Here is a 24,545-nt window from a genome sequence, read left to right as displayed (position 1 = left end):
AACGGTGAGTCCTGTGAGTCAGGACTCACTTACGAGTGACGGTTCTTTGATCGCTTGCTCGAAATCGATTGGACTGAGGTAGCCCAGCGACGAGTGCAAGCGATGAGGGTTGTAAAATCGTTCGATGTAGTCAGATACGCCGCGTGTGGCGTGTTCGTGCGTGTCGTAAATCTGCTGTGCTTCCTCGGTTTTGTAACTCTTGAAGAACGATTCCATCGGTGCGTTGTCGTAGCAGTTCCCGCGACGGCTCATGCTTTGAACTAGCCCACTGGCTGCCAGGCGTCTGCGGAAATGATCGCTCGCGAATTGGGAGCCACGATCGCTGTGAACGATCAGGCCCGCGTTTGGCTTGCGAAAAGTAAGTGCTTGATCGAATGCCCCGACCACCAATTCCGAATCCATGTTCCGGCTCGTTTTCCAGCTGACAATCTTGCGGGAATGCAGGTCAACGAATGCACAGAGGTAAGTGGAGCCTTCTTGGGTTGGGATGTAGGTGATGTCCGTTAGCCAGACGCGATTGATTGCCTCGGTCGTGAAGTTTTGGCCAAGCAAATTTGAGGCGATGGGCTGATCATGATTGGAGTCAGTGGTCGATATTCTGAATTTGGTGCGGCGATTGGCTTGTATTCCCGCATGACGCATGCATTTGGCGACGGTATTTCGGCAGCACACCACACCGCGTTTGACTATTGCTCGTTGCATTCGCGGGCTTCCATACGCATCGTGATGTTTTTCCAGTCGGATTTCCTTGACGGCTTGAATGATTTGGGTTTGCTTGATCTCGGTGGCTGTGGGACCGCGACCGGCGAATCGGTAATAAGCGGCGCGAGTGACTTCGAGGGTTCGGCAGAGCACTGCGATCGGCCAGCGATCGCGGCACTCTCCAATGAACTTCAACCTCAGTGACTTTCTTTGGCGAAGAATGCCGTCGCTTTTTTTAAAATGTCGCGTTCCATCTTGAGTTGACGATTCTCTTCGCGAAGTCGTCTCAGCTCGGCTTCAATGGATTGGCTACCAACTACTTCGGCCTGGAATGTTCCGTCTTCGTCAAAAGACTTCTTCCACTTGCGAATCAAGCTGTCCCCGATCCCCAAGTCTTTAGCGACAGCGGTGTACGACAAGCCTTGTTCGATGACTTTCTTGACTGCGGCCAGCTTGTATTCGCGGCTAAATGTTCGACGTTTGTCCATGGATCGGTTCTCCTGTCAGAGAAGTCTGACGTGCGCCGGCCCACTGTCAACTTTTCGTGGGCAATTCCACATTGAGCTGTACGACCTGGATTCCGATCCCGGTGAAACGGTGAACTTGGCAGCCGATGAGCGAGGCTTGCGTGAGGAATTCACTGCGTTGTTCGAAGCCAACAAGGACTGAGAATCAACGCTCCGCTGGGGCCCGTTTTCACGCTTCCATTGCAACGAGCTTAGCGGGCTGTTGATTTAATGAGCCGTACCGCGTTAGCGGCGGTTAGTCAGACGCCAACCGGGACTAACGCCCATCGGCTAATTGTTGTCACTCGGTATACGACTAAATCAACAGGCTGTTAGACAGCACACTCTACCGCTCCCCCCGGGAGGGTCGAGCGAAGCGAGTGGCCAGCACTGAATCAAACGCAACCTCCACGGCCAGACCGCTCCTCTATTGACTTGGCACGATCGTGCTGGTCGCTTGCGCAATCGCAAAGGTTTGCGGTCACGACCCTAGCTAGATTGGGGATGTCCTGGCGACGCTAGTGCGCCGGACGAAGGTTTTCGCGGCCCTTAGCCGAATTTCGCGTGAACGAGGATGGCTGGCAAGATCGACGCCAGTTGCCCCGTTTTTCGTGGATTCGACTCGCTAAGGGGCGATCTGCTGAGCTTTCCTCCATCCCGGTTCGACCATTGAAGATGCTCCTTTCCATTCTGTTTCTGACGGTAATCACTGTCGCGGCCTCGTCGTCCGTTTCCGCTCTCGAGCCACAACGATTGCGGTGCGAGTACTTGGAGAATCCGACCGGGATCGACGCCGCTCGGACTCGATTGAGTTGGCAGGTCACATCCGATCAACGGGGGCAATCGCAGATCGCGTATCGGTTGCTTGTCGCCTCTTCGGAAGAGCAGCTTGGATCTGGCGTCGGTGACCTTTGGGATTCCGGCAAGGTGAAATCTGATCAAACCTTGTTCGTCGAGTATGCGGGTAAGCCGCTTTCAAGTCGCCAAGAATGCTTTTGGAAGGTCCAGGTCTGGGATGGGGCTGGCAACGCAACCGAGAGCGAGGTCGCCTCCTGGTCGATGGGATTGCTCGACCAAAGCGATTGGTCCGCCGAGTACATCAGCTATCGCGATGACTCGCCGATCCACACCGATCTTTCAACGCTTCACCTGCCAGCGGCGCGTCAGTACCGAAAAGAGTTCTCGGCTTCCAAATCGATCAAACGTGCCACTGTCTACGCAACGGCACTCGGCATCTATGAGCTGCATCTGAACGGACAACGTGTCGGCGATGCCAGCTTCGCGCCTGGTTGGACGGACTATCGAAAGCGAGCTTACTACAACACATACGACGTCACCAACTTGGTTCGCGAAGGCGACAACGCGATCGGTGCTTGGGTCGCTGACGGTTGGTACAGCGGCTATGTAGGTTTTGGATTGTTGACCGGGATGGGGCCGGAAAAGAACGGGCGATCAACCTACGGAAAGACTCCTTCGTTCATGTCGCAACTCGAGATCGAATTCGAAGACGGAACGAAACAAACCATCGGAACCGACACGACGTGGAAGGTAACTGGCGAAGGACCGATTCAAGAGGCTGACCTTCTGATGGGAGAATCCTACGACGCACGCCGCGAGATGGTTGGTTGGTCCGAACCTGGTTTTGATCATGACCATTGGGACGACGCGATTTTGGCCAAGCAGAATGGCCAGGTGACTGCCGCGTTCTACGAGTTCCGCAACCCAACCACGACTGGTGCCGGCGTGAAGAAGGTCGGCGAGCAACGTGACTTTGGTTTCAAACGGCCCGAACTGGAAGCGTTTCCCGGTGTGCCGGTTCGTGTCACTCAAGAAATCCCCGCGAAAACCGTGTCGAAGTTGGAACCGGGCACGTTTGTCTTTGACCTTGGGCAAAACTTCGCCGGAACGATTCGCCTGAAGATCAAAGGACGCGAGGGCGAGCGAATTCAACTGCGCTACGGAGAGATGTTGCATCCCGACGGTCGCCTGATGACCGAGAACCTTCGCAAGGCAAGAGCGACGGACTACTACACCTGCAAAGGCAATCCCGACGGGGAATTTTACCAACCTCGATTCACCTTTCACGGATTTCAATTCGTGGAAGTCAAACGCTTGTCGGATTCAAGCGAGGACGCAGGCAAAGCGACAGACTCGCAGAATGTTCAGACGCCTCCGTTGGACATGGTCACCGGTTTGGTGCTGCACAGCGACACGCCCATGGCGAGCACGTTTGAATGCAGCGACCCGATGGTCAACCAACTTTTCAAAAATGTGCTCTGGACCCAACGAGCTAACTTCCTCGATCTGCCCACTGATTGCCCGCAACGCGATGAGCGGATGGGATGGACAGGCGACGCTCAGGCCTACGTTGCGACTGCCGCTTACAACGCAGACATCGGTGCGTTCTACACCAAGTGGCTTCGCGAGTTGATGGAGTCACAGCGTCCCAGTGGGGCTTTCCCCGGCTACGCTCCGTATCCCTTTCAACACGGTTGGGACTTCGGAACGGCGTGGGCTGACGCGGGTGTCATCTGCCCGTGGACGATCTGGCAATTTTACGGCGACACCCGAGTGATCGATGACTGCTGGGAACCGATGACACGTTTCATGCGGTGGCGGAAACAGACCAGCGTGAACGATCTCGGCGTGTCACATGGAAACGCTTGGGGCGACTGGTTGTCTCAAGGAGAAGAAACACCGCTCGACTACATCGACACCGTTTACTTTGCAATCTCGGCACGGATGATGGCTGAGATGGCCGAAGCAACCGGTCGCGATGAAGAAGCCAAGCTTTACCGCGAGCAGCGTGCCGCGACGCAAGCAGCGTTTCAGGCAAAGTACCTGAACGAAGATGGCAGCATCACCGTCCGAACTCAAACCGCTCAAGCACTGGCATTGTTCGCGGATTTGGTTCCCGCGGAACAACGCGAAGCTACGGGGAAATACCTGGCGAAACGTTTGTCGGAGAACGGCAATCACATGGCGACCGGCTTCCTCGGCACACGACCGTTGCTGCCTGTTTTGTCGGGTTCGGGGCAACATGATCTGGCCACGTTCTTGTTGCAGTCTCGCGAATTTCCTTCTTGGGGTTACGAAATCTCCAACGGTGCGACTACGATTTGGGAACGCTGGGACAGCTACACCAAAGAGGATGCATTTGGTCGACATAACGCGGCGATGAACTCGTTCTCCCACTACGCTTTCGGCGCGGTTTGTGAATGGATGTTTGCCACGCTGGCGGGGATCCAATCCGACGGTCCCGGATTCAAGCGGATTGTGATCCGGCCAACGCCGCCATCACCCGGAAGCAACGCGATGCACGAACCAATCAACTGGGTCAAAGCTTCGTATGAATCCATTCGCGGAACGATTCGCAGCGAATGGAAAATGGTCGACGGTAGATTTCATCTGAACGTCACGATCCCGGCCAACACGACGGCGACGGTCTACCTTCCGACGAATGATGCCAACAGCATCACAGAGAGCGGAAACGCATTAGCGGACACAGCGAACGTCAGCCTTCTTCGAAAAGAAACCAACGTGGTTGCATTAACGGTTCATTCGGGCAGCTACGAGTTTTTGGCGTCCAGTGGCATCGTACCAGCGAAAGTTTCACTGAAGTCATCGGAGCCCAAAGACAACTCCATCAATCCAGGCGAGATCGATCTGACCGATGCGACAAAGCTGGAGTCGTGGGACTTCCGAAACCCACAAGACTTGGCGAAATGGGGCGAGCGAAAAAGTGTTGATATTGAACAACGAAATGGCTCGGCTTATCTGGTCGCAACTGGCGACGATTCGCAGATGGCAGTTCGAATGACTAAACCGCTCGAAGGGAAATTAGTCATCGAGCTACGGGCATCGCCCTCACAGAATTCGACCAGCCAATTTTACTGGGCGATTCCCGGCCGAGGTTTCAACGGTCAGCAACAAACCAAGCGGTTGCTTCGACAATCGGACGCCGTGAATGCCTATCTTTTCGCAATTCCCGATGCCTTGACCGTGGGAAAACTTCGATTCGATCCCTTCGCGACTTACGATGAGTACGCGAATGCTGGCGAAATGATGATCGAATCGATCTCGATTTATCGACTGGTCGATTGATCGCTCAGTCATCCGTCCCACTCCCATTTCAACCAACCCCGCATCCCTACTGCCTCAACACTGGCCTGCCGCCACACCGGCTGCCAATCCCCACCGGACAACCACCATGAATCGAATCGCTCTCTCATTGCTCGCCTTCGTCATGTGCTTTTGCACTGACCATGTCGTGGCGGGTGAACTCGAACCTCAACAGCATGCTTGGCATGCAAAGTACAAAGGCCAAGACAACGCTCCTTTGCCCGAGGAGATGTTGCTCAACACGGACTCGGAGCCGGATCTGTCGGAGGGATTCACTTCGCTGTTCAATGGCAAAGACCTGAGTGGCTGGACAGCCAAAGGTGGCAGTTGCACGTTTGAGGTGAAAGACGGGATCCTGGTTGGCCAAGTGGTGCCAGGTTCCAACAGCACTTATCTATCAACCGAACGAGATGACTTCGACGACTTCATTTTCACCTGCGACATGAAGTGGGAAGAGTCCTGCAACAGCGGTGTGATGTTCCGTGCTCAATCCAAACCGGGCAAGAACGGAACGGAAACGGTGTTTGGTCCTCAGGCAGAGATGGAGGGCTTCACTCAAGATCGCCATTGGTCGGGCGGCATCTATGGTCAGAGCTGCGGCGGTTACTTTTATCCACTGTGGTTGAAAGAGCACAAGGAAGCGAGAGCAGCCACCACGGAAGACATTTGGAATCGCGTGACGATTTCTGCTCAGGGCAACGTCGTCAAAACCTGGATCAACGGCGTGCCAGCGGCTCACTGGATCGACGATGGATCCTACCCCAAAGGCTTTTTCGGTCTGCAGGTTCACAAAGGTGCGAAAGGCACCGTGTTGTGGAAGAACATCCGAGTGAAAGAGCTCGAGAATGAACCCGCCGCAACACCAAATGCCAGTGCATCGAAGCGACCCAACGTGCTGTTCATCCTGGCCGATGACCTGGGATGGAGCGACACGACGCTGTTTGGAACCACCAAGCTTTATCAGACACCCAATATCGAACGACTCGCAAAGCGTGGGATGACGTTCACTCGGGCATACTCGTCCAGTCCGCTGTGTTCGCCAACACGAGCGAGTGTTTTAACCGGGCTCAGCCCCGCACGGCACGGCATCACTTCCCCGACCTGTCACCTGCCGAAGGTGGTTTTGGAACCGAAGGTGTCTGAGACCGGCCCGCCGAATAAGTTTTCAACGGTCCCCGAATCGGTTACACGTCTGGACACCAAGTACTACACGCTTGCAGAGATGTTCCGTGACAACGGCTACGCGACCGGGCATTTCGGAAAATGGCACTTGGGCCCTGAACCCTACTCACCTCTGGAACATGGTTTCGACGTCGATGTGCCGCACCATCCCGGGCCAGGTCCTGCGGGCAGCTATGTCGCACCTTGGAAGTTCAAGGACTTCGATCACGATCCGGTGATCCCGGACGAGCACCTCGAAGATCGGATGGCCAAGGAAGCGGTCCGCTTCCTCGAACAACACACAAACGAGCCATTCTTCCTGAACTACTGGATGTTCAGCGTTCATGCACCGTTTGATGCCAAGAAAGAGTTGATCGAAGAATATCGAGATCGCGTTGACCCAAAGGATCCGCAACGTTGCCCCACGTACGCCGCGATGATCGAAAGCATGGACGATGCGATTGGCACGTTGCTGGACACGCTGGACCGTTTGGGGATCGCCGACGAAACGATCATCGTTTTCGCATCGGACAACGGTGGCAATATGTACAACGAGGTCGATGGCACGACCGCGACCAGCAACGCTCCGCTGCGAGGCGGCAAGGCGACGATGTACGAAGGCGGTGTGCGTGGCCCGGCGATCGTTGTCCAACCCGGTGTGGTGGAATCCGGATCACGAAGCGATGCGATCATTCAAAGCATCGATTTCTATCCCACGCTTTTGGAGATGTTGGCGATCGACGCTCAGCCGAACCAGCGTTTCGATGGTGTCAGCATTGTTCCCGCGTTGCAGGGGAAACCGCTGCAGCGAGACGCGATCTTCACTTACTTTCCTCATGACCCTCCTGTGCCGAATTGGATGCCGCCTTCGGTCAGCGTGCATCAAGGCGATTGGAAACTCATCCGCATCTTTCATGGCGGTCCAAACGGCTCGCATCGCTACAAACTTTTCAACTTGAAGAACGACCTTGGTGAACGAATCAACCTGGCGGCAAAACATCCCGACCGGGTCCAGCAGATGGACAAGTTGATCGGGCAGCATCTGGTTGAAACCAAGGCCGTCAGACCGCTGGTCAACAAAAACTTTGATCCCGCCAAATACAACGCGGGCGCCGAAGGCAAAGGCAATCTGAAACGCAGCGGCAACAAACCCAAGAAGGGCAAACAGCGAGTTCAACGGAAACCGGTCGCTGGTTGGTTGCCCGGTGGGACCTGCGACCTTTCCGTCGCCAACAGTGTGCTGCGAGTCAGCAGCACCGGCGGTGATCCGCACTTGAGTTTCTCGCTTCCCGAAGTGGTGAAGGCATCCACGATGACGTTCACCGTTGAGATGCAATCAAAATCATCGGGCAGTGGGCAGGTGTTCTGGAAGGAAGTTGGTCAGCCGTATTCAGCGGAGCGAAGCCAGGTCTTTGATGTGACTCATGATGGAAACGTTCACACCTATTCCATCCAGCTCTCGCCGCAAGGCCCAGTGCAGGGCGTCCGAATCGATCCGTCCAATGGAGCTGGCCAAATCGAAATCCGGCAAATGCGTTTGCTCGATGGCAACGGCGTCCCCATTCACGAATGGAACTTCGCGGACGCAGGCCGCTAAACAGTACGATGGTCTTCCTAGACCGTCGGGAAAATAACGTCCTCTGTTTTGGTCGGGCTTGGAAGCCCAACCTACGGGTGCTTGGCTTGGAAGCCCAACCTGCGAGGAACCAGGCGTGAAGGATCTTTCGAACAGAATAAGGAGTCTCACGTGAGCGAAACATTTCACTTGAATGCTCCTCCCGGTTTTCGCGGTTTGCACCCAGATCTGCCCATCGAAACTTATCACCGGCACCTTCCACACTGGCGGCAGGCCGGAGCGACCTATGCGATCACATTTCGGCTGTCAGACTCGATTCCACAAGATCAACTTCGAAGCCTTCAACGATGGCGAGAGATATGGGAGCGATCGAACGGACAACCACAAACAGACGCCGATTGGGAACTGCTCGCAAAACAGATCACTCACCGTACCGAAGCCTGGCTGGACGAAGGCTACGGCGAGTGCGTGTTTGAGAACCCTACGTTAGCCGATGTGATGGCAAAGTCGATGTTGCAGTTCCAAAACGATCGTTATCTCACGTCTTGCTATTGCGTGATGCACAACCACGTTCACCTCGTGATGAAACCTTTGGGTGACCACCTTCTTGAAAAGATTCTTCGAGACTTGAAAGGGTATGTCAGCCGCATGGTCAATCGAGAACTGCATCGAGAGGGTCCACTTTGGACGCAAGAAAGCCACGACCGAATCATCCGAGATGAAGAACATCTCTATCGCGTCATTCAGTACATCGGCAACAACCCAAAGAAGGCCGGTTATGAAGAGCGGCAATGGGTTCGCTGGATTCACCCCGATTGGGAATCGAAAGGCTGGGGCTTTCGGGATTCGTGAGACGGGAAATGAGGGATGAGACTGGTCAAGTGCAACGTGAGAAACCGTACGATGGTCTTCCGAGACCGTCACCAATCAAACAGTACGATGGTCTTCCTAGACCGTCGGGAGAACAGCGTCTTTTTTTTGGTCGGGCTTGGAAGCCCAACCTACGGGACACCACCTGCAAAACATTGCAATCAACCTCTAGAGACAACTGAGATGAACTTTCGAAACGTGCGAAATCTGGTTTGGGTGATGGCAGTCGCTTGGATGAGCGTGGCTTGCAATTCCTCCATGGCATCCGAGCAACCGAACTTCTTGGTGATCCTGGCCGATGACCTGGGGTTTTCAGATCCTGGATGTTATGGCGGCGAGATTGCGACTCCCAATTTGGATGCGCTGGCTGCCGGCGGATTGCGGTACACGCAGTTCTACAACACGGCGAGGTGTTGGCCGACGCGAGCGGCGGTGATGACGGGCTATTACCCACAACAGGTGCGTCGTGACAGCATGCCAGGGGCGACGCGACAATATGGCGGCGGTGGAAAACGCCCCGATTGGGCTCAGACGTTGGCGGAATACCTTCGTCCGGCTGGGTATCGCACCTATCACTCGGGCAAATGGCACATCGATGGAAAGCCAACGGACAACGGGTTTGATCTCTCCGACGAAGCCACCCGAAGTCCGGGGTTCTTTGACTCGATCCGCAAGAAGAACCGCGATCCCAAGTTCTATCGGACCACCGCGACCGCTCAACACGCGATTGATTGTTTGCAGGAACACGCCGAGGAACATGCCGACCAACCGTTCTTTCACTTCCTCGCATTCCACGCTCCCCACTTTCCGTTGCACGCTTTGCCGGAAGACATCGAGCGTTATCGAGACCGATACTTCGCCGGATGGGATGCACTGCGGGAAGAACGCAAACACCGGCAACGCGAACTTGGGATGGACGTTGGACCTCTGTCCCCGATCGAGCAAGAGGTCGGTCCGCCTTATGCCTTTCCCGACCAGATCGAGGTGCTCGGCGAAGGGGAGATCACTCGCCCGTTGCCATGGGATGAGCTGACCAAAGAGAAACAACAATTCCAAGCAACCAAGATGGCGATCCACGCGGCCATGGTGGATCGCATGGATCAAGAGATCGGGCGTGTGCTCGCCCAGTTGAAAGAAATGGGCCAATTCGAAAACACTTGGATCTGTTTTCTGTCGGACAACGGTGCGAGTGCGGAGATCATGGTCCGTGGCGAAGGACACGATCCTTCCGCGTCACCCGGCTCGGCAGCGACATATCTGTGCTTGGGACCTGGATTCAGCAGCGCGGCGAACACCCCGTTCCGTCGGCACAAGACGTGGGTGCATGAAGGAGGCATCTCGACGCCGTTCATCGTTCATTGGCCTGAGGGAATTCGTTCGAAGAACGAGTTGCGGACCAATCCTGGACACGCGATCGACATTGCACCGACCGTGCTGGATCTCGCCAGGGTCGAGCTCGACGAGACGGCTGGCCCACCGATGAGCGGCCAAAGTTTGAAACCGTCTTTTGATGACAGCGATGCCACAATTCATGACGAGTTGTGGTTCTATCACGAAGGCAACTGGGCCTTGCGGCAGGGCGATTGGAAGATCATTCACTCCAACATCTCTCGCCCCTTTCCTTGGCTGCGTTCCGAAACCGCGGCCAACGAGTCCAAAGAAGACGGTGATTGGCAACTTTATCACCTGGCCAACGACCGGGCTGAACAAAACGACGTGGCGGACAAGCATCCTGAACGAGTCCAACAAATGGCGGATCGTTGGTGGGAATTACGCGATCAGTTTTTGCGTGATTCGATGGACGGATCGAACCCATCAAAGCGAGCCAACTGATGGTGCGAAGTTCGTTTCTTCTTTCTGCCGCCCTGTTGCTGGTGCTGCCCGCTGAACCAAACGTTTCTGCGGCGGACCGGCCAAATGTCTTGCTCATCATCGCGGACGATGTGGGCTACTCGGATCTCGGTTGCTACGGCGGTGAGATCGACACGCCCCATTTGGATCAGTTGGCAGCCGATGGAGTTCGCTTCAGCGAATTTCACGTCAATCCAATGTGCGTGGTGACGCGGACCAGCCTGATGACCGGCCACACGCATTCTCAGTCGGATCACTATCGACGTTCGCTACCGGTGGCTCGTCTGCTGAAGAAGGCCGGCTATGCGACGTCGCTCTCGGGCAAGTGGCATCAACCCGACAATCCGCTCGACGCTGGCTTTGACTCCTTCTACGGATTCCTTGGCGGTGCGATCGACAGTTGGACCGGCTTCGAACGAGGCAAACCCGCGATTCAAACGAACCGGGATTCACCCAAACCTGTGAGTGAGGGCTGGTACAGTTCGGACGCGTTCACGGACCGTGCGATGGAAGAGATCGATTCGGCACGAAGGCAAGGCAAACCGTTCTTCACCCAAGTCGCGTTCAATGCGCCGCACACACCGCTGCACGCACCTCGCGAGAGCGTCGAAAAGTACTACGAACGCTACCGAGCGGGTTGGGAAAAGCTGCGTCGAGATCGCTATGACCGAATGATCGCGATGGGTTTGATCGACGAACGTTACGTGATGTCCCAGCCGGATGCAGAAGTGCGACGGTGGGACGAGTTGCCGGCGACGATTCAAGAGCAAGAAAGCCGACGCATGGCAGCCTACGCCGGGATGCTTGATCGATTGGACTGGAACGTCGGGCGATTGCTTCAACACTTGAGCGACCAAGGACTCGATGAGGACACCATCGTGATCTTCATGGCGGACAATGGTGGTGCTTACAGCAACGGCGACATCCGCACCTACGACCAACAAATCCCGTGGGAACCCGGCAGCAACGCGTTTGTGTCCAACGGTTGGTCGTATCTGAAAAACACTCCATTCCGATGGTACAAATCGTGTGCGCAAGAGGGCGGCGTGTCCGTGCCGTTGATCGTGCGTTGGCCAGCGCAATTGTCGGGACAAGAAGGAGCCATTCGCAAACAGCGATTGCACGTCACGGATTTGTATCCAACGCTGCTTGAATTGGCGGGTGCGACGTATCCAACTCATGATGGCGATCGCCAGCTGGAACCGCTTTATGGAAATTCGATGCTGCCCTTGCTTCGAAACCCTGACCTGCCGGATTTCGCGATTCACGACGAGATATTTTGGTGCTTCAACCAAACGGGCAAAGCACTGACCAAGGGCAACTGGAAAATTTCCAGCATCAGTGATGGGCCGTGGCGACTGCACGACATTCAAAACGATCCGGCGGAGTCACAGGATTTGGCGGCCGAGCAACCCGAGGTGTTGTCAGCGATGAGCGACGCTTGGTTCCAGTTCGCGCGCGAAAACACGAAGATGCCTGCGTCGTGGCGTGCACCGTTGAAGGAATATCAAGAAGGTTGGGGATACCACCGCATTCGCATGATCATGCCCGCTTATGTGCGTGCCGTTCCTGCGATGTCCGCGATGGATGTCCCATGCGATACAGATTTGAGCTTCCATTTTTCGAAGCCAATTCGGTTTGCGAATTCAACCGGCAAAACCCTTCGCTTGTACGAAGCCGGTGACACCCAAACGGTCATTTGGCAAGCGGATCCTGAACCTGGGCACCCTGACGAGGGCTCCCGACAAATCACATTCAACGATCTCCCGCGACTGAAGCCGAACACGACTTATTTCGCGCTGTCAGATCCGGGATGGATCACAGTTGGCAATCAACCCGCCGGGGGTTTGAACGATGGAGCGTTCTGGTACCGGTTTCGAACGGGGCCCGCCCGCCCAGGTTTGTTGGATGGGCTTCCCGTCCAACGCCCACTGCCTCGATGAAGTCCATCGACAATCGTTGTACACTGCTATTTCAACCCATTCACCGCACAGAAAGTTTGAGCGAGAAAGAATATGAGCGTCGCAACCCAACACACATTGCTTCCCGAAGTTCAATCGTTCCTGGATCAATCCCCCCTGGCGAGCTTCGTCGGCGGAAAGCACTACCCGAGCGAACAGGGAAACGTGCTCGCAACGATCGATCCAGGCTCGGGTGATCAGCTCGCTGAGATTCACGATTTAAATGCGGCCGAGATTGATCGTGCGGTGGAAATTGCTAACGAAGCGTTCCCCGCTTGGGCTGGATTGTCCCAGCAAGAACGCAGCAGCATCCTGCTCAAACTCGCCGATGCGGTGGAGAGCCACAAAGCGATCATCGCTCAAATCGAGGCACTCGATGCTGGCAAAATCGAAGCCCAAGCCGCCGGCGATGTGCAGAACTTTGTCGACACGATGCGATACTTCGTTGGTCTGTCTGACAAAGTCGAAAAGCGTACGAAGCTGGACGTGCCCGGCCACGATGCTTACACGGTCAAACAACCTTGGGGTGCCTGTGCCTTCATCTTCCCCTGGAACTTCCCGTTCCTGTTGATCGGTTGGGGAATTTCACCGGCGCTGGCTGCCGGGAACACCGTGGTGATCAAACCCGCCGAAGACACATCACTTTCGGCGATCTACTTGGCTCAACTGGCCAAAGAAGTCGGCGTGCCCGATGGCGTGATCAATGTCGTCACCGGCCGAGGTGCAACGGCGGGTGCCGCCCTGACCAACAACGCTGAAATCAAACGCATGTCGTTCACTGGTTCACCCGAAGTGGGCCGTTTGGTCGGTGAGTCGTGTGGACGCAACTTGGTGCCGGTCAAACTGGAACTGGGCGGCAAGGGCGCCGCGGTTGTCTTCGATGATGTCGATGTCAAAGCCACCGCGCAAGCCTTGGTCGGTGCGATCACGTTCCACACCGGGCAAGTTTGTTGCGATGCAACGCGTTGGCTGATCCACGAAAACATCTACGATGAGTTCGTCGCTGAGTGCAAACAGTTGATGGAGAAAGTCCGCATCGGTCACCCGCTGGACCCCAACAGTGACATGGGGCCGGTCGTGAATCCCAAGCAACGAGAACGTGTTCTCGGGTACCAAGAAAAGGGGACAGCGGGAGGAGCTCAGTGTCTCTGCGGTGGTGGCCCCGCGACCGTCGACGGGCTGAACGGAAACTATGTCAAACCAACGTTGTTGGCCGGTTCGCTGGACAACGTCGCCGCTCGCGAAGAAATCTTTGGGCCGGTGGCTTACCTGGCGAAGTTCTCTGATGAAGCGGATGCGATCGCGAAAGCGAATGACACCGACTACGGATTGGCCAACAGTGTTTGGACGACGGATGTCGAACGAGCCAACCGGGTCGCCGAATCGATGATCGCTGGCAACAGTTGGATCAACGCTCACAACGTGTTCGCACACGGTGTGCCTTACGGCGGCGTCAAGAAAAGCGGCATGGGCGGCGGCGTGCTATCGCCTGAAACACTGATGGATTACTACCGCAGCACGTCGGTTGTCCGCCCCCTGTAATCACCTCCGCCAACCTTTGATTGATCCTTCACCGACGGGAATAGAATGAGCCATTCGCGAGATGTCCAACATCCACGGGACCGAATCATGCAAACGATGGATCGGATCTATCGTTACCGCATGACGACGACTTCGGGTGGCAATTTGTCGATCCGAGACAGCGAAGGCAACATTTGGATCACGCCAGCGAGAGTCGACAAAGGCAACCTGACACGGAACGACATCATCTGCGTTCGCGCCGATGGATCCGTCGATGGCCCGCACCCGCCATCCTCGGAGTTCCCGTTTCACAAAGCGATCTACGAAGCCCGACCGGATGTAAAAGCGATCGTGCACGCTCACCCGGTCGCGTTGGTCGCCTTCAGCATTTGTCGCGGGACACCCGATACGCGGTTGTTCCACCAAGCACACAGTGTTTGCGGCAAAGTCGGGTTTGCACCTTACGCGTGCCCGGGAACGGAAGCTCTTGGGGTCAGCATTGCGAAACAGTTCGAAGACGGATGCGATAGCGTGATCCTGGAAAACCACGGCGTCGTCGTGGCAGGGGAAGACTTCGCATCCGCGTTCCAACGATTCGAAGCGTTCGAATTCGCGGGCAAGACGCTGATCAAAGCCAAGCAGATCGGCGAGGTTCGATACCTCAATGATTCTCAATTGGACCAAGCGGCGCATCGGAGCGTTGACTTCATCAGCTACGAACCGCCCGCTGCCACCACGCGAGAGCAAGAACTACGACGGCAACTGTGTGAGTTTGTGCGTCGAGGTTGCCGCCAGCGATTGTTGATCAGCACCGAAGGCAGCTTTTCAGCTCGTTTGAAAGACGATTCGTTCCTGATCACACCAACGCAGCGAGACCGCGAGTTACTGCGGGCGGAGGACTTTGTGCTGGTCAAAGGCGAATTTCGTGAATACGGAAAACTGGCCAGTCGAGCCGCCAACGCTCACCGCGCGATCTACGAAAAACATCCGCACGTGCAAGCGATCGTGTTCGCTCATCCGGTCAACGCGACGGCGTTCAGTGTCACCAGCGTTCCCTTGGATGTTCGCACCATTCCGGAAAGCTACGTCTTCCTGCGTGACGTGGCACGTGCTCCTTATGGAGTCCAGTATTCAGGCGACAAATCCATTGCCGACTACGTGTGCAGTCGTAACCCAGCGGCGATTCTTGAAAACGATGGTGTGTTGGTGACCGGAACCACGGTGTTGGACGCGTTCGATCGATTGGAAGTGCTCGAATCCACCGCCGAAGCCGTGATCAATGCGAAAGCGATCGGGGACGTGTCGGTGATGCAGCAAGACGTCATCGATGAACTTTGCGAACAGTTCAATTTGTCGTGACGCGGAGAACGATCTTCTCGCCGGTATCCCGTGCATGTCTCAACGCATTTGTTTCCTGTATTCGCGAGGCGACAAACCAAGGTGGGTGCGGAACTGCCGGCTGAAGTAGTTGCTGTCCGAGAAACCGACATCAAAGGCGATGTCGGTGATGGACCGATCGGTGCTTCGAAGCAAACGGCTGGCTTCTTGAATTCGCACTTGGATCAAATACTTGATCGGTGAAGTCTCCATCGTGCCTTCGAAAGTGCGAATGAAATTTCGGCGAGACATCCCCGAAATCTCGACCAAGTCATCCAATGAGATCGGGCGATCGAAGTGTCGCTGGATGTGCGAGATGGCCTCGGCAATACGAAGTAGCTTCTTGCTCTCGGGATTGCGTGTTCGGATGTAACACCGTGAAAGGAACGTGACCAATTGCAACATCGTGAGCGTTGCCATCGTTCGAAAACCAGCCGATCGTTGTTTCAGTTCTTGGTCCAATGATTCAACGTAGCGAAGCGTCTCGATCAGCTCCGCTGGGTTGAGTTGCAAGCGGCTGGTGAATTGATGCCGCTTCCTCCAGGCCGGTTCGAGCGTGAACAACGCGTGGTAACCGGACAACGATTGCAGATCGCCAATCGAAAGCGGTAGCTCGAGCGGATCAAACAGGATGTTGATCAGGCTCAATTGGTCCATGTTCAAGTAATCATGTGGTCGGTCGCCACCAATCACAAACGTGTCTCCCGTCACCAGTTCGTAGCTGTCTTCGCCGGTGATATGAACGCCTTTGCCGCCGGTGATGATGACAATCTCGGCGAACTCATGGCAATGCAGGCCAAATGGCTCTTGCGGGTCACGTCGTTCGACCACGATCGGAAATCCGTCGGGGTGAAACCAGTCCTCCTTTTTTAGCGTCGGGATCATCTCGGGCATGTCTCCGGGGCAGTTTGGACTGGAGTTTTGGCTCGAATTGGTTGTGCTAAAAAAGCAATTCCAGGTGGCACGATTGTCTTGTTACCGGCAAGAATGTCAAGGTTTGGCGTTGCTCCGCCGGGTAGGCTACGGAAAGATGGGCCACACCAGATGGCCGGACAGACACACGCACCGCCCTTAGATCAGGCATTGAGATCATGAATCGAGCTGGCAATATCGAGAAGGCTTTTGAGTTGGCCCGAGAGGAATACCAGGCGATTGGAGTCGATGTCGACTCGGCTTTGCAGCGGATGCGAGACGTCGAGATCTCGGTTCATTGCTGGCAAGGCGATGACGTGAAGGGCTTCGAAGGCGACGACGGAGCACTCGGAAACGGGTTGGCCGTGACCGGGAATTACCCCGGTCGGGCTCGTACGATCGACGAGTTGCAGAGCGATTTGGAATTGGCTTATTCGCTGATCCCAGGCAACCACCGGCTCAACCTGCATGCTCTTTATGGCGAGTTCAAAGGCCGAGTTGATCGAGACGAGATCGAGGTCGAACACTTTCAAGGCTGGATCGATTGGGCACGCGATCAAAAGGTCCGCTTGGACTTCAACCCAAGCTACTTCTCGCATCCAAACGCGGCGGATGGCTTCACGCTGGCTCACGCCGATTCAGGGATTCGTCAATTCTGGATCGATCACGGTATCGCCTGCCGAAAGATCGCGGCCGCGATGGGCGCCGCTCAAAGCAATCCCTGCATCAACAACTTTTGGGTGCCGGACGGATACAAGGACGTGCCCGCCGATCGGAAGGCACCGCGGGAAAGATTGGCGGATTCGCTCGACTCCATTTTCGCAACCGAATATCCCGCCGAGCAAACTCTCGATGCCGTCGAATGCAAACTGTTTGGCATCGGCAGCGAAAGCTACGTGGTTGGTTCACACGAGTTCTACATGGGCTACGCGATGTCTCGCTACAAAGTCCTGTGTCTGGACGCGGGGCATTTCCATCCAACCGAAACGATCTCAGACAAAATCTCGGCGGTGATGATGTACGTTCCCGAGTTGTTGTTGCACGTCAGTCGCGGTGTGCGTTGGGACAGCGACCACGTGGTCACGTACAGCGATGAACTGCAATCGATCATGCAAGAAGTTGTTCGTGGTGACTACTTGGGACGCGTGCACATTGGGTTGGACTTTTTCGACGCCAGCATCAATCGCGTGGCGGCTTGGGCGATTGGAACTCGCAACGCATTGAAAGCGGTCTTGGCGGCTTTGTTGGAACCAACCGAGCAGCTTCGAAAGATGGAACTGGAAGGAGACCTGACCGGTCGACTCGCGTTGCTCGAAGAGCAGAAAACGCTCCCGCTCGGTGCCGTTTGGAATCACTATTGCCAATCGGTCGACGTGCCTGCGGGATCGGATTGGTTGGAGAACGTGCGGCAATACGAGAGCCAAGTCTTGTCCCAGCGAAGTGACAGTTCTGCTTTGGTTTGATCGAAGCCGTGCCGACAAAGTCACGGTCGTGGCGGACCAACAAAAGACGACGGTGAATCGACCGATCTTTAGCACTCGAGAGAATTGATGAGCGAAGAAAATTCAGACGCGGGCGGCGAATTTGAACGCGAACCCGTTCCCGAATCCGCACAAATGGGAAACGGAAAGTTCTGGGGAATGTACGCCGGTGAGCATGCGGCGGGCACCGAGTTCATGATTGGGCCGTTGTTCCTCGCTGCGGGGGCCAGCCTGTCAGATTTGTTGCTGGGGCTGTTGCTCGGCAACTTGCTGGCCGTTTTGACTTGGCGATTCCTCGTCGTCCCGATCGCGATGGCGAAGCGAATGACGCTTTACTATCAGCTTGAACGCATCGCCGGCGGTTCGCTGGTCAAGTTCTACAACTTGGTCAACGGACTGCTCTTCTGCTTTCTCGCCGGGGCGATGGTCACGGTCTCTGCGTCGGCCGTGGGAGTGCCCTTCGACATCAGCTTCGATGTTCCGGAGAGCTTCTTTGGTCTGAGCAACCCATCGTTCACATTGTTGGTTGTCATTGTCGGAGCGGTGATCACCGCTGTCGCGGCCGGCGGCTATGAACGAGTGGCAAGATTCGCGAACATTGCGGCTCCGTGGATGATCGCCGTCTTCGCATGCTGCGGAATCGTTTCGCTGACGCAAATGGGGGCCACCAACGCATCCGCATTGTCCGAAGGCAAGTTCTGGTCCGATGCGATCACGTTTGTTCAGGAAAAGAATGGACCGGGGACGTTTGGTTTCTGGCAGATCGTGGTCTTCGCTTGGTTATGCAATGGAGCGATGCATTTCGGGATGGCTGACCTGACCATCTTCCGCTTTGCAAAAAGCAAGTCGGCGGGATGGGCGCCTGCGATTGGGATGTTTCTCGGTCACTACATGGCGTGGATCGCGGCGGCTCTGTTGCTCGCGGCGCTCATCAAGTTGCAACCGGCTTTGGTGGTCGGTGAAGACGGCAAAGTCACAGCGAATCCGGGGCTGCTGGCCTATCAAGCGATCGGATGGACAGGGATCATTTGCGTGGTGATCGCTGGTTGGACGACCGCGAACCCAACGATCTATCGTGCGGGGCTCGCCTTCCAAGGCATGTTCCCCCGAAGTTCACGAACCGCGATGACGCTGGTTGCCGGTGTCGTTGCAACCATCGCCGGAGCATTCCCAAACCTGTCGGCTCAACTGCTCGATTTTGTGGGCACCTACGGAACGGTCCTAGGAACGATGGGAGCCGTGATCGTCGTCGACTTCTACCTGATTCAAAAGTTTGGTCTGCGTGCCGAATACGCTGCAGTCACCGGAGCCCGCATCAATGCCGCCGTCTTGATCGCTTGGGTGCTCCCGGTGGCGGTGGCTTTGTACTTCATTCTGGCCAAAGGTTTTTTTGCGGCCTATGCGGTGATCCCATGTTGGTTCATTTGCGGAGTCCTTTACCTGCTCGTCAGCAAAATGATTCAGCGTTCACCCGCTGAAGAAACGATCACCTGATGGTTGTTGACGTTTGCATTCGATTCCATCCATCTCTGCACTTTTACAACATTCCCTCGCTGTCGCCATGAAGAACTTCGCCAAGATGATGTCGCTGATCACGCTTTGCTTGATTGTCGTTCCGTGTTCGTTGTATTTTGCGGGAGCAATCGACCTTCCGATGGTCAAATCCATCGCGTTGTTTGGCACGATCGGATGGTTCGTCTTCACACCGATTTGGATGAGCCGGAAATTGCCGGTCGACGCGGCGGAAGTCGAGATCTAGAGACGCGAATGTAGGTGTTGATGTCGACGCGTTCGATGTGTCGGCATTCAAAATTCTTTCGCGAACCTTGGTGTCGTGAGTTCGGTCCATGGGGGCAAGGAATCCGATGCGATTCGGAGCCGTCTCCCGATGCCGATGATATGTCTTTCGCGAAAGTTGAAATGATGCGAGTTTTACCATTCTGTTTTGCAACGAAGTCAGGTGGCGAGTGATTGCCACTCGTTTGCCTGACAAGAACGATTTGTCCCAAACAACTGTTCACACAATGCGAAACAATGAGAATCACATCCGAAACCCAGTCGGCGACCAAGGTCGCTGCACGAATCGCGGGGGAAGACATCCAAAAGGGTGACTTCGTCACCGTTCTAAGCGAGATCTTTGAAGTCCCAACCTTTCTTTGGAACTGCTCGGACGTCTCGTTGCCACCGGACGAACCCGTACGGGCTCGCTTCCTTTCAACAGCCACCGGGACCCCATACAAGGTCACCGTGATTTGCTTGCCGTTTGTCTATGCCAAACGCCCACGTGGTCCGGTCACTTGCTTTGACATCCGGCGACACGAATTGGTGCGATTGGATCGCGAAAGCGGACGATCGCTGTGGAAGCTGCTTAAGAAAAAGTAGAAGTGAAGTCGGCATTGCGATCTATTCAATGCTGAGCGAGGCAGTGTCGAGCAACCAGGTTTCGATTGCGTCGTAAACCTGTTCGCGTTCGTCCTCGATCAGCAATGAATGACGCAGGCCGTCAAAGGAGACACGATGGCATCGTCGGCCGGCGCTGGCAACGAATTCGTCCGTAGTTTCCGAATCGCAAAGCTCGTCTTCCTCACCGGTCAGCACCAGCAGTTTGACATTCAGCTCTTTCGCATGGTCGGTCAACCAAATGCCATGGTTGACCAGCTGACTGCCAATTCCAATCGACAGCTTTTCGTGCATCAAATCGTCCTCCGCGAGTTCACGCAGTGCCTCGGTGTCCTGCGTCAATTGCGTTGGTTCGATTGACGCGGAAACGCGAATGTGTGGGATGAGTTTGCCAGTCAACCACGCCGCGAAGGCTTGCGGACGCGTGGGAGGATTCGGCGGCAGGATCATCGGATTGGTAACGATGGCTCGCTTCACATATTCATGATCGCGGCCAAGCAGGTGATTCAACACCAGGTTTCCGCCCATGCTATGTCCCAGCAACACGAGTTCCGCTCGTGGGAATTGCTTCGCGGCGAATTCGAGGGCGACTGCGATATCGTCGACCAATGTGTCAAAGCTGGGAGCGTCGCCGCGGGCACCGGGACTTTGACCGTGCCCATGCTGATCATAAATGACCACACCACGATCCAGTGCCTGCATGCGATCGACGAAGTCATCGTAGCACCCGGAGTGCTCACCCAATCCGTGAACGACCACGAAGGTAAGCTCAGCGGATGATGGCCCGGCACGGCGACAGTGCAGTTGACGTCCGTTGGGAGTGTTGAGTGCTGATTCGTCGATTGCAATGGCCATGAAACGAATGTGGTTGAATGCCGGTCGGTGGAAGGACACTTTACGCGTGCGTCCAGAGAAGCGAGTTGGATGACGTCACTCTTGTTCGCGATCGATGAACTTGCAGAACCGACTGAGCTCGCCCCCGGCAGTCTTGTCTTCATGCAAAAACGCGAGGTTCGATTCTTCAAACTTGTTGAAGAAATTGTCCCAACTGATCGTCGATAAGGTGTCGTTGCGACCTCCGTGAGGAAAATCAATTCGCAGAATGCCGATGCCCTCGTCGGAGTCGGCGGTCGATTCGACTGTGGCAGGCACTCCGCCGCGTTCGTGGACCCAATTGCGAATGGTTTCGTGGTCGGTTGTTGTATTGGCCATGGTTTCTCCTCAGGAAATGATTGGGGCTGTCGATGGAAATGATTCCATCACTTCGAATCTGACTGCGTGTTCTCTGCAGGAAAGCAACGCTCGTGCGTCGACATGCGAGACCACGCAAAGCTAACGAAGCCAATACGGACGCAACCATCGTGCCAACGTTCGACGGGCGCGAGGTTTGCAAGGTGGCTGGCGTGCTCGCAGTTCGTCGCTTTCAATGATGGCATGGCGGCAACCCTGCTCGGGCACGTTGCCGTTTTCATTGTCATACTGCGGCGGCTTCAAGCGACTGAGGACGCTCGAATTTGAGTGTCCACCATCTCCCTCCAACTGGAATCAACCTTGAGCGACAACTTGATCACTGGAAGCCTTCCTGAGGAAACGTTGGAAGAGCTTCGTCAAGCTAAGAAGGTTTTGGAACACCATGGCATCGCAGATCGTCTGACCGAGATGATTGGGACGCCGGTGACAGCGTCGTTGAAGATGTTGCCGGACAGTGTCGAGTCGGCGATCCATCAAGCAATTGAAAAGTCGTTGCATGTCGCTCTGGATGTTGCATTGCGGACGCTAGGTGACGACAAAGATTCCGCAACTGGAGCCGCACGCGGGAAGCCGAAGTTGCTGACGCACAAGTTGTTGGCGGGGCTCAGCGGTGCCGCCGGCGGTGCTTTGGGCGGAGCGACCGTTGCTGCCGAATTGCCGGTTTCAACGGTGTTGATCCTGCGTAGCGTTGCCGACATCGCTCGTAGCGAAGGCGAGGACTTGTCCGAACTCGAGTCACGTTTGGCGTGTTTGGAAGTGTTCGCACTGGATCCCGGTCAGTCGTCGGATATCGATGACGAAACCGAAATCGGTTACTTCGCAGTGCGAGCGGCGATGGCCAAGCAGATCAAGGATGCGTCCCAGTACATCGTCCAGCACGGAATCAGGGATTCTGCGGCACCGGCTTTGGTTCGTCTGGTGACGCAGATTGGGAAGCGTTTTGGCGTGGTGGTCAGTGAAAAAGTCGCGGCACAAGCGATTCCAATCATTGGTGCGGTTGGCGGGGCTTTGATCAACAGTTACTTCATTGATCATTACCAAGACATTGCCCGAGCTCACTTCACGATTCGGCGTCTTGAACGGGAGCACGGCCAACCGCTCGTTCGTGAAGCTTACGGGCAGATCAAACTTCGAAAACGCCCTCGCCGAGTGACCGATCGGAACACTTGATTTCGGTAATCGTTGCTAAATCTTCGTTGTGCTTGCAATTGAATTTGCGTCAGTTTCTGGTTGACGATTGACCACTTGGGCGGAACGGAGACCTTTTCTGTAGGTCGAAGCTCGTGTTTTGACGTGACTTGGCAGCTGATTCATCAGATTGTTTGGTTTCCAACCCGTCGCGGTACGGCCTTTGCTTTTCAATGGATGAAAGTTTCATAACATCCGCCTTGGAAATGCAGACCTTCGGTGAATACACCCGCTAAAGACAATGAGATCGATTCGTCAATCGATCATCGCGCCGGACTCATCTCCATGCGAATCTGCGCTGTCATGCTGGTGTTGTACGCGTTGTATTACGCTCGATCGTTGGTGATTCCCGTTGCAACTGCCATCGTTCTTTACCTGACTCTCCGGCCAATCGTTCGCCATGCCAAACGCATCGGTGTCCCCTCACCGGTCGGAGCGATCGGAATCATTGCCGGGATCTTGTTGACACTCGGTTTGGGAACTTACTTGGTTCTCGAACCCGCCAAAGAAACGATCGGTGCGGCTCCTCAGCATTTGGCAGTGGCGAAGCAGAAGTTGTCATTCATCACCGATCGATTGAAGGACGTCGATCAAGCGACAGAAGAGCTCGCTGAAACGGAGGACGTCGCGGCGGGAGAAGTCGCGAGTGAGAAGCCCGTGCCCGTCGAAATCAAGCAACCGACTTGGACGAGCGGTTGGTCCTATCTGAGCGGGACGGGCAATGTGGTTTCGTTTCTGACGATTTGCATCGCATTGTTGTACTTTCTGCTCGCCACGGGTGATGACTTGTTGCGGAGCGTGATGCGTTCTTTGCCTAACTTTTCTTCCCGTCGAAAATTGGTCGAGGTGATTGAAAACGTGCAGGAAGGTTTAGGCAGTTACCTCGCTCAGGTCTCGGCCATCAACGCGGGACTCGGTGTTTGTGTTGCTGTTGTGATGTGGATGCTGGGAATGCCGTCGCCCATCATGTGGGGAGTCATGGCGTTTGCTTTCAACTTCATTCCGATTGTCGGAGCCATCGCGGGCGCGTTGATCATTTTCTTTGTCGCGCTGTTGAATTTCGAACCCACTTATTACGCCTTTGTTGTGACGCTCGCCTTCATGACTCTGACATCGCTTGAGGGACAATTCATCACGCCGGCCATCTTGGGACGTTCAATGAGCATGAGCCCGGTCCTGGTGTTTTTGTCGATCGTCGTTTGGGGCTGGATGTGGGGGATCATGGGCGTCTTCCTGAGCGTCCCCATTTTGATCGCCGCTCGAATGGCCTGCGAAGGTTATGAAGATCTACGGCCGTTGGCGATGATTCTTGGCGCGGAGATTCCTGAGCCAGAGAAACCCAAAGAAGCGTCCGAGAATGACGCTTCCGCTTCGAACGCCGATTCGGCAAAGAAGCATGTTCAACACGAAAACATTCCCTCTTCACACACTCCTATCACACAATCAGTCAGTCAATGAAAACTGGAACTTGTCGTTGCGACAATCGCATTTTCTTCAACAACCACCGCTGTCTCTCGTGCGACGCGTCCCTCGGGCGCTGCAACGTTTGCAACTCGCTCACGAGTTTTTCCAAAGAGGAAAAATCGAGCCAATGTGACACGTGCAAGACCGAGGTCTTTTCGTGCGTCAACCAAGAACACGATGTTTGCCAATCTTACAACGCCGA

At 55.3% G+C, this 24,545-nt stretch carries 18 protein-coding genes and 1 pseudogene; 15 read left to right on the top strand and 4 right to left on the bottom strand.

Annotation, left to right across the window (positions count from 1 at the left end):
- Nucleotides 1-18: 18 nt before the first annotated feature.
- Nucleotides 19-1,190, bottom strand: a protein-coding gene (locus RB_RS01435; protein ID WP_164921275.1) for an IS3-like element ISRba6 family transposase whose coding sequence is annotated in 2 segments (ribosomal slippage) — nt 19-941 and nt 941-1,190 — 1,173 coding nt in all. Because the reading frame shifts where the segments join, the coding sequence is not laid out codon by codon here.
- Between RB_RS01435 and RB_RS01430 the strand changes: the two genes are divergently transcribed.
- From RB_RS01430 to RB_RS01390, 8 genes are all read left to right on the top strand, one after another.
- On the top strand, nt 1,189-1,371 hold the full coding sequence (locus RB_RS01430; RefSeq protein ID WP_164921341.1) for a hypothetical protein: 183 nt from the start codon (nt 1,189-1,191) through the stop codon (nt 1,369-1,371). The genes RB_RS01435 and RB_RS01430 overlap by 2 nt on opposite strands.
- Nucleotides 1,372-1,877: 506 nt before the next feature.
- Nucleotides 1,878-5,312, top strand: a complete 3,435-nt coding sequence (locus tag RB_RS01420) for a glycoside hydrolase family 78 protein (protein ID WP_164921339.1) — start codon at nt 1,878-1,880, stop codon at nt 5,310-5,312.
- 106 nt (nt 5,313-5,418) lie between these two features.
- A complete protein-coding gene (locus RB_RS01415) occupies nt 5,419-8,088 on the top strand; it encodes a sulfatase-like hydrolase/transferase (protein ID WP_011118029.1) in 2,670 nt (889 codons plus the stop codon).
- A gap of 150 nt (nt 8,089-8,238) precedes the next feature.
- A complete protein-coding gene (locus RB_RS01410) occupies nt 8,239-8,919 on the top strand; it encodes a transposase (protein WP_164921338.1) in 681 nt (226 codons plus the stop codon).
- Nucleotides 8,920-9,120: 201 nt separating this feature from the next.
- Nucleotides 9,121-10,770, top strand: coding sequence for an arylsulfatase (locus RB_RS01405; protein ID WP_011118026.1), 1,650 nt, complete (start codon nt 9,121-9,123; stop codon nt 10,768-10,770).
- Entirely contained in the window at nt 10,770-12,731 is a 1,962-nt protein-coding gene (locus RB_RS01400; protein ID WP_011118025.1) for a sulfatase-like hydrolase/transferase, read from the top strand. Before RB_RS01405 ends, RB_RS01400 begins: the two co-directional genes overlap by 1 nt.
- A 72-nt stretch (nt 12,732-12,803) precedes the next feature.
- Nucleotides 12,804-14,291, top strand: a complete 1,488-nt coding sequence (locus RB_RS01395; protein ID WP_011118024.1) for an aldehyde dehydrogenase family protein — start codon at nt 12,804-12,806, stop codon at nt 14,289-14,291.
- Between the two features lie 45 nt (nt 14,292-14,336).
- Entirely contained in the window at nt 14,337-15,629 is a 1,293-nt protein-coding gene (locus tag RB_RS01390) for a class II aldolase/adducin family protein (protein WP_011118023.1), read from the top strand.
- Nucleotides 15,630-15,668: 39 nt separating this feature from the next.
- Here the strand turns inward: RB_RS01390 and RB_RS01385 are convergent, their stop codons facing one another.
- A complete protein-coding gene (locus tag RB_RS01385) occupies nt 15,669-16,541 on the bottom strand; it encodes a helix-turn-helix domain-containing protein (RefSeq protein WP_011118022.1) in 873 nt (290 codons plus the stop codon).
- Between the two features lie 197 nt (nt 16,542-16,738).
- On the opposite strand from RB_RS01385, the gene RB_RS01380 reads away from it, so the two are divergent.
- The 4 genes from RB_RS01380 to RB_RS01360 all read left to right on the top strand — a co-directional run bounded on the left by RB_RS01380 (nt 16,739) and on the right by RB_RS01360 (nt 20,422).
- Nucleotides 16,739-18,022 carry an L-rhamnose isomerase gene (locus RB_RS01380; protein ID WP_011118020.1) on the top strand — a complete coding sequence of 428 codons (1,284 nt, stop codon included), beginning with the start codon at nt 16,739-16,741 and terminating at the stop codon, nt 18,020-18,022.
- A gap of 87 nt (nt 18,023-18,109) precedes the next feature.
- On the top strand, nt 18,110-19,534 hold the full coding sequence (locus tag RB_RS01375; protein WP_164921337.1) for a purine-cytosine permease family protein: 1,425 nt from the start codon (nt 18,110-18,112) through the stop codon (nt 19,532-19,534).
- Between the two features lie 67 nt (nt 19,535-19,601).
- Nucleotides 19,602-19,799 carry a hypothetical protein gene (locus RB_RS01370; RefSeq protein ID WP_164921336.1) on the top strand — a complete coding sequence of 66 codons (198 nt, stop codon included), beginning with the start codon at nt 19,602-19,604 and terminating at the stop codon, nt 19,797-19,799.
- Nucleotides 19,800-20,074: 275 nt separating this feature from the next.
- On the top strand, nt 20,075-20,422 hold the full coding sequence (locus RB_RS01360) for a hypothetical protein (protein WP_164921335.1): 348 nt from the start codon (nt 20,075-20,077) through the stop codon (nt 20,420-20,422).
- 21 nt (nt 20,423-20,443) lie between these two features.
- Here RB_RS01360 and RB_RS01355 read toward each other — a convergent pair whose 3' ends face one another.
- Both RB_RS01355 and RB_RS01350 read right to left on the bottom strand, forming a co-directional pair.
- Entirely contained in the window at nt 20,444-21,295 is an 852-nt protein-coding gene (locus RB_RS01355) for an alpha/beta hydrolase (RefSeq protein WP_164921334.1), read from the bottom strand.
- Between the two features lie 75 nt (nt 21,296-21,370).
- The gene (locus RB_RS01350; RefSeq protein ID WP_164921333.1) at nt 21,371-21,652 is read right to left on the bottom strand and encodes a hypothetical protein; all 282 of its coding nucleotides are present in this window, start codon (nt 21,650-21,652) and stop codon (nt 21,371-21,373) included.
- Nucleotides 21,653-21,958: 306 nt separating this feature from the next.
- Between RB_RS01350 and RB_RS01345 the strand changes: the two genes are divergently transcribed.
- From RB_RS01345 to RB_RS28460, 3 genes and pseudogenes are all read left to right on the top strand, one after another.
- Entirely contained in the window at nt 21,959-22,861 is a 903-nt protein-coding gene (locus RB_RS01345; RefSeq protein WP_011118012.1) for an EcsC family protein, read from the top strand.
- Nucleotides 22,862-23,098: 237 nt separating this feature from the next.
- The gene (locus RB_RS01340; protein WP_011118010.1) at nt 23,099-24,337 is read left to right on the top strand and encodes an AI-2E family transporter; all 1,239 of its coding nucleotides are present in this window, start codon (nt 23,099-23,101) and stop codon (nt 24,335-24,337) included.
- Nucleotides 24,334-24,540: pseudogene (locus tag RB_RS28460) on the top strand (zinc-ribbon domain-containing protein); the annotation flags it as partial. The gene RB_RS01340 and the pseudogene RB_RS28460, both read left to right, overlap by 4 nt.
- Nucleotides 24,541-24,545 lie beyond the last annotated feature (5 nt).

Origin of the sequence: Rhodopirellula baltica SH 1 (genome assembly GCF_000196115.1) — a bacterium.
Taxonomy (GTDB): Bacteria; Planctomycetota; Planctomycetia; order Pirellulales; family Pirellulaceae; genus Rhodopirellula; species Rhodopirellula baltica.
This window is presented reverse-complemented; position numbering and strand designations above follow the sequence as displayed.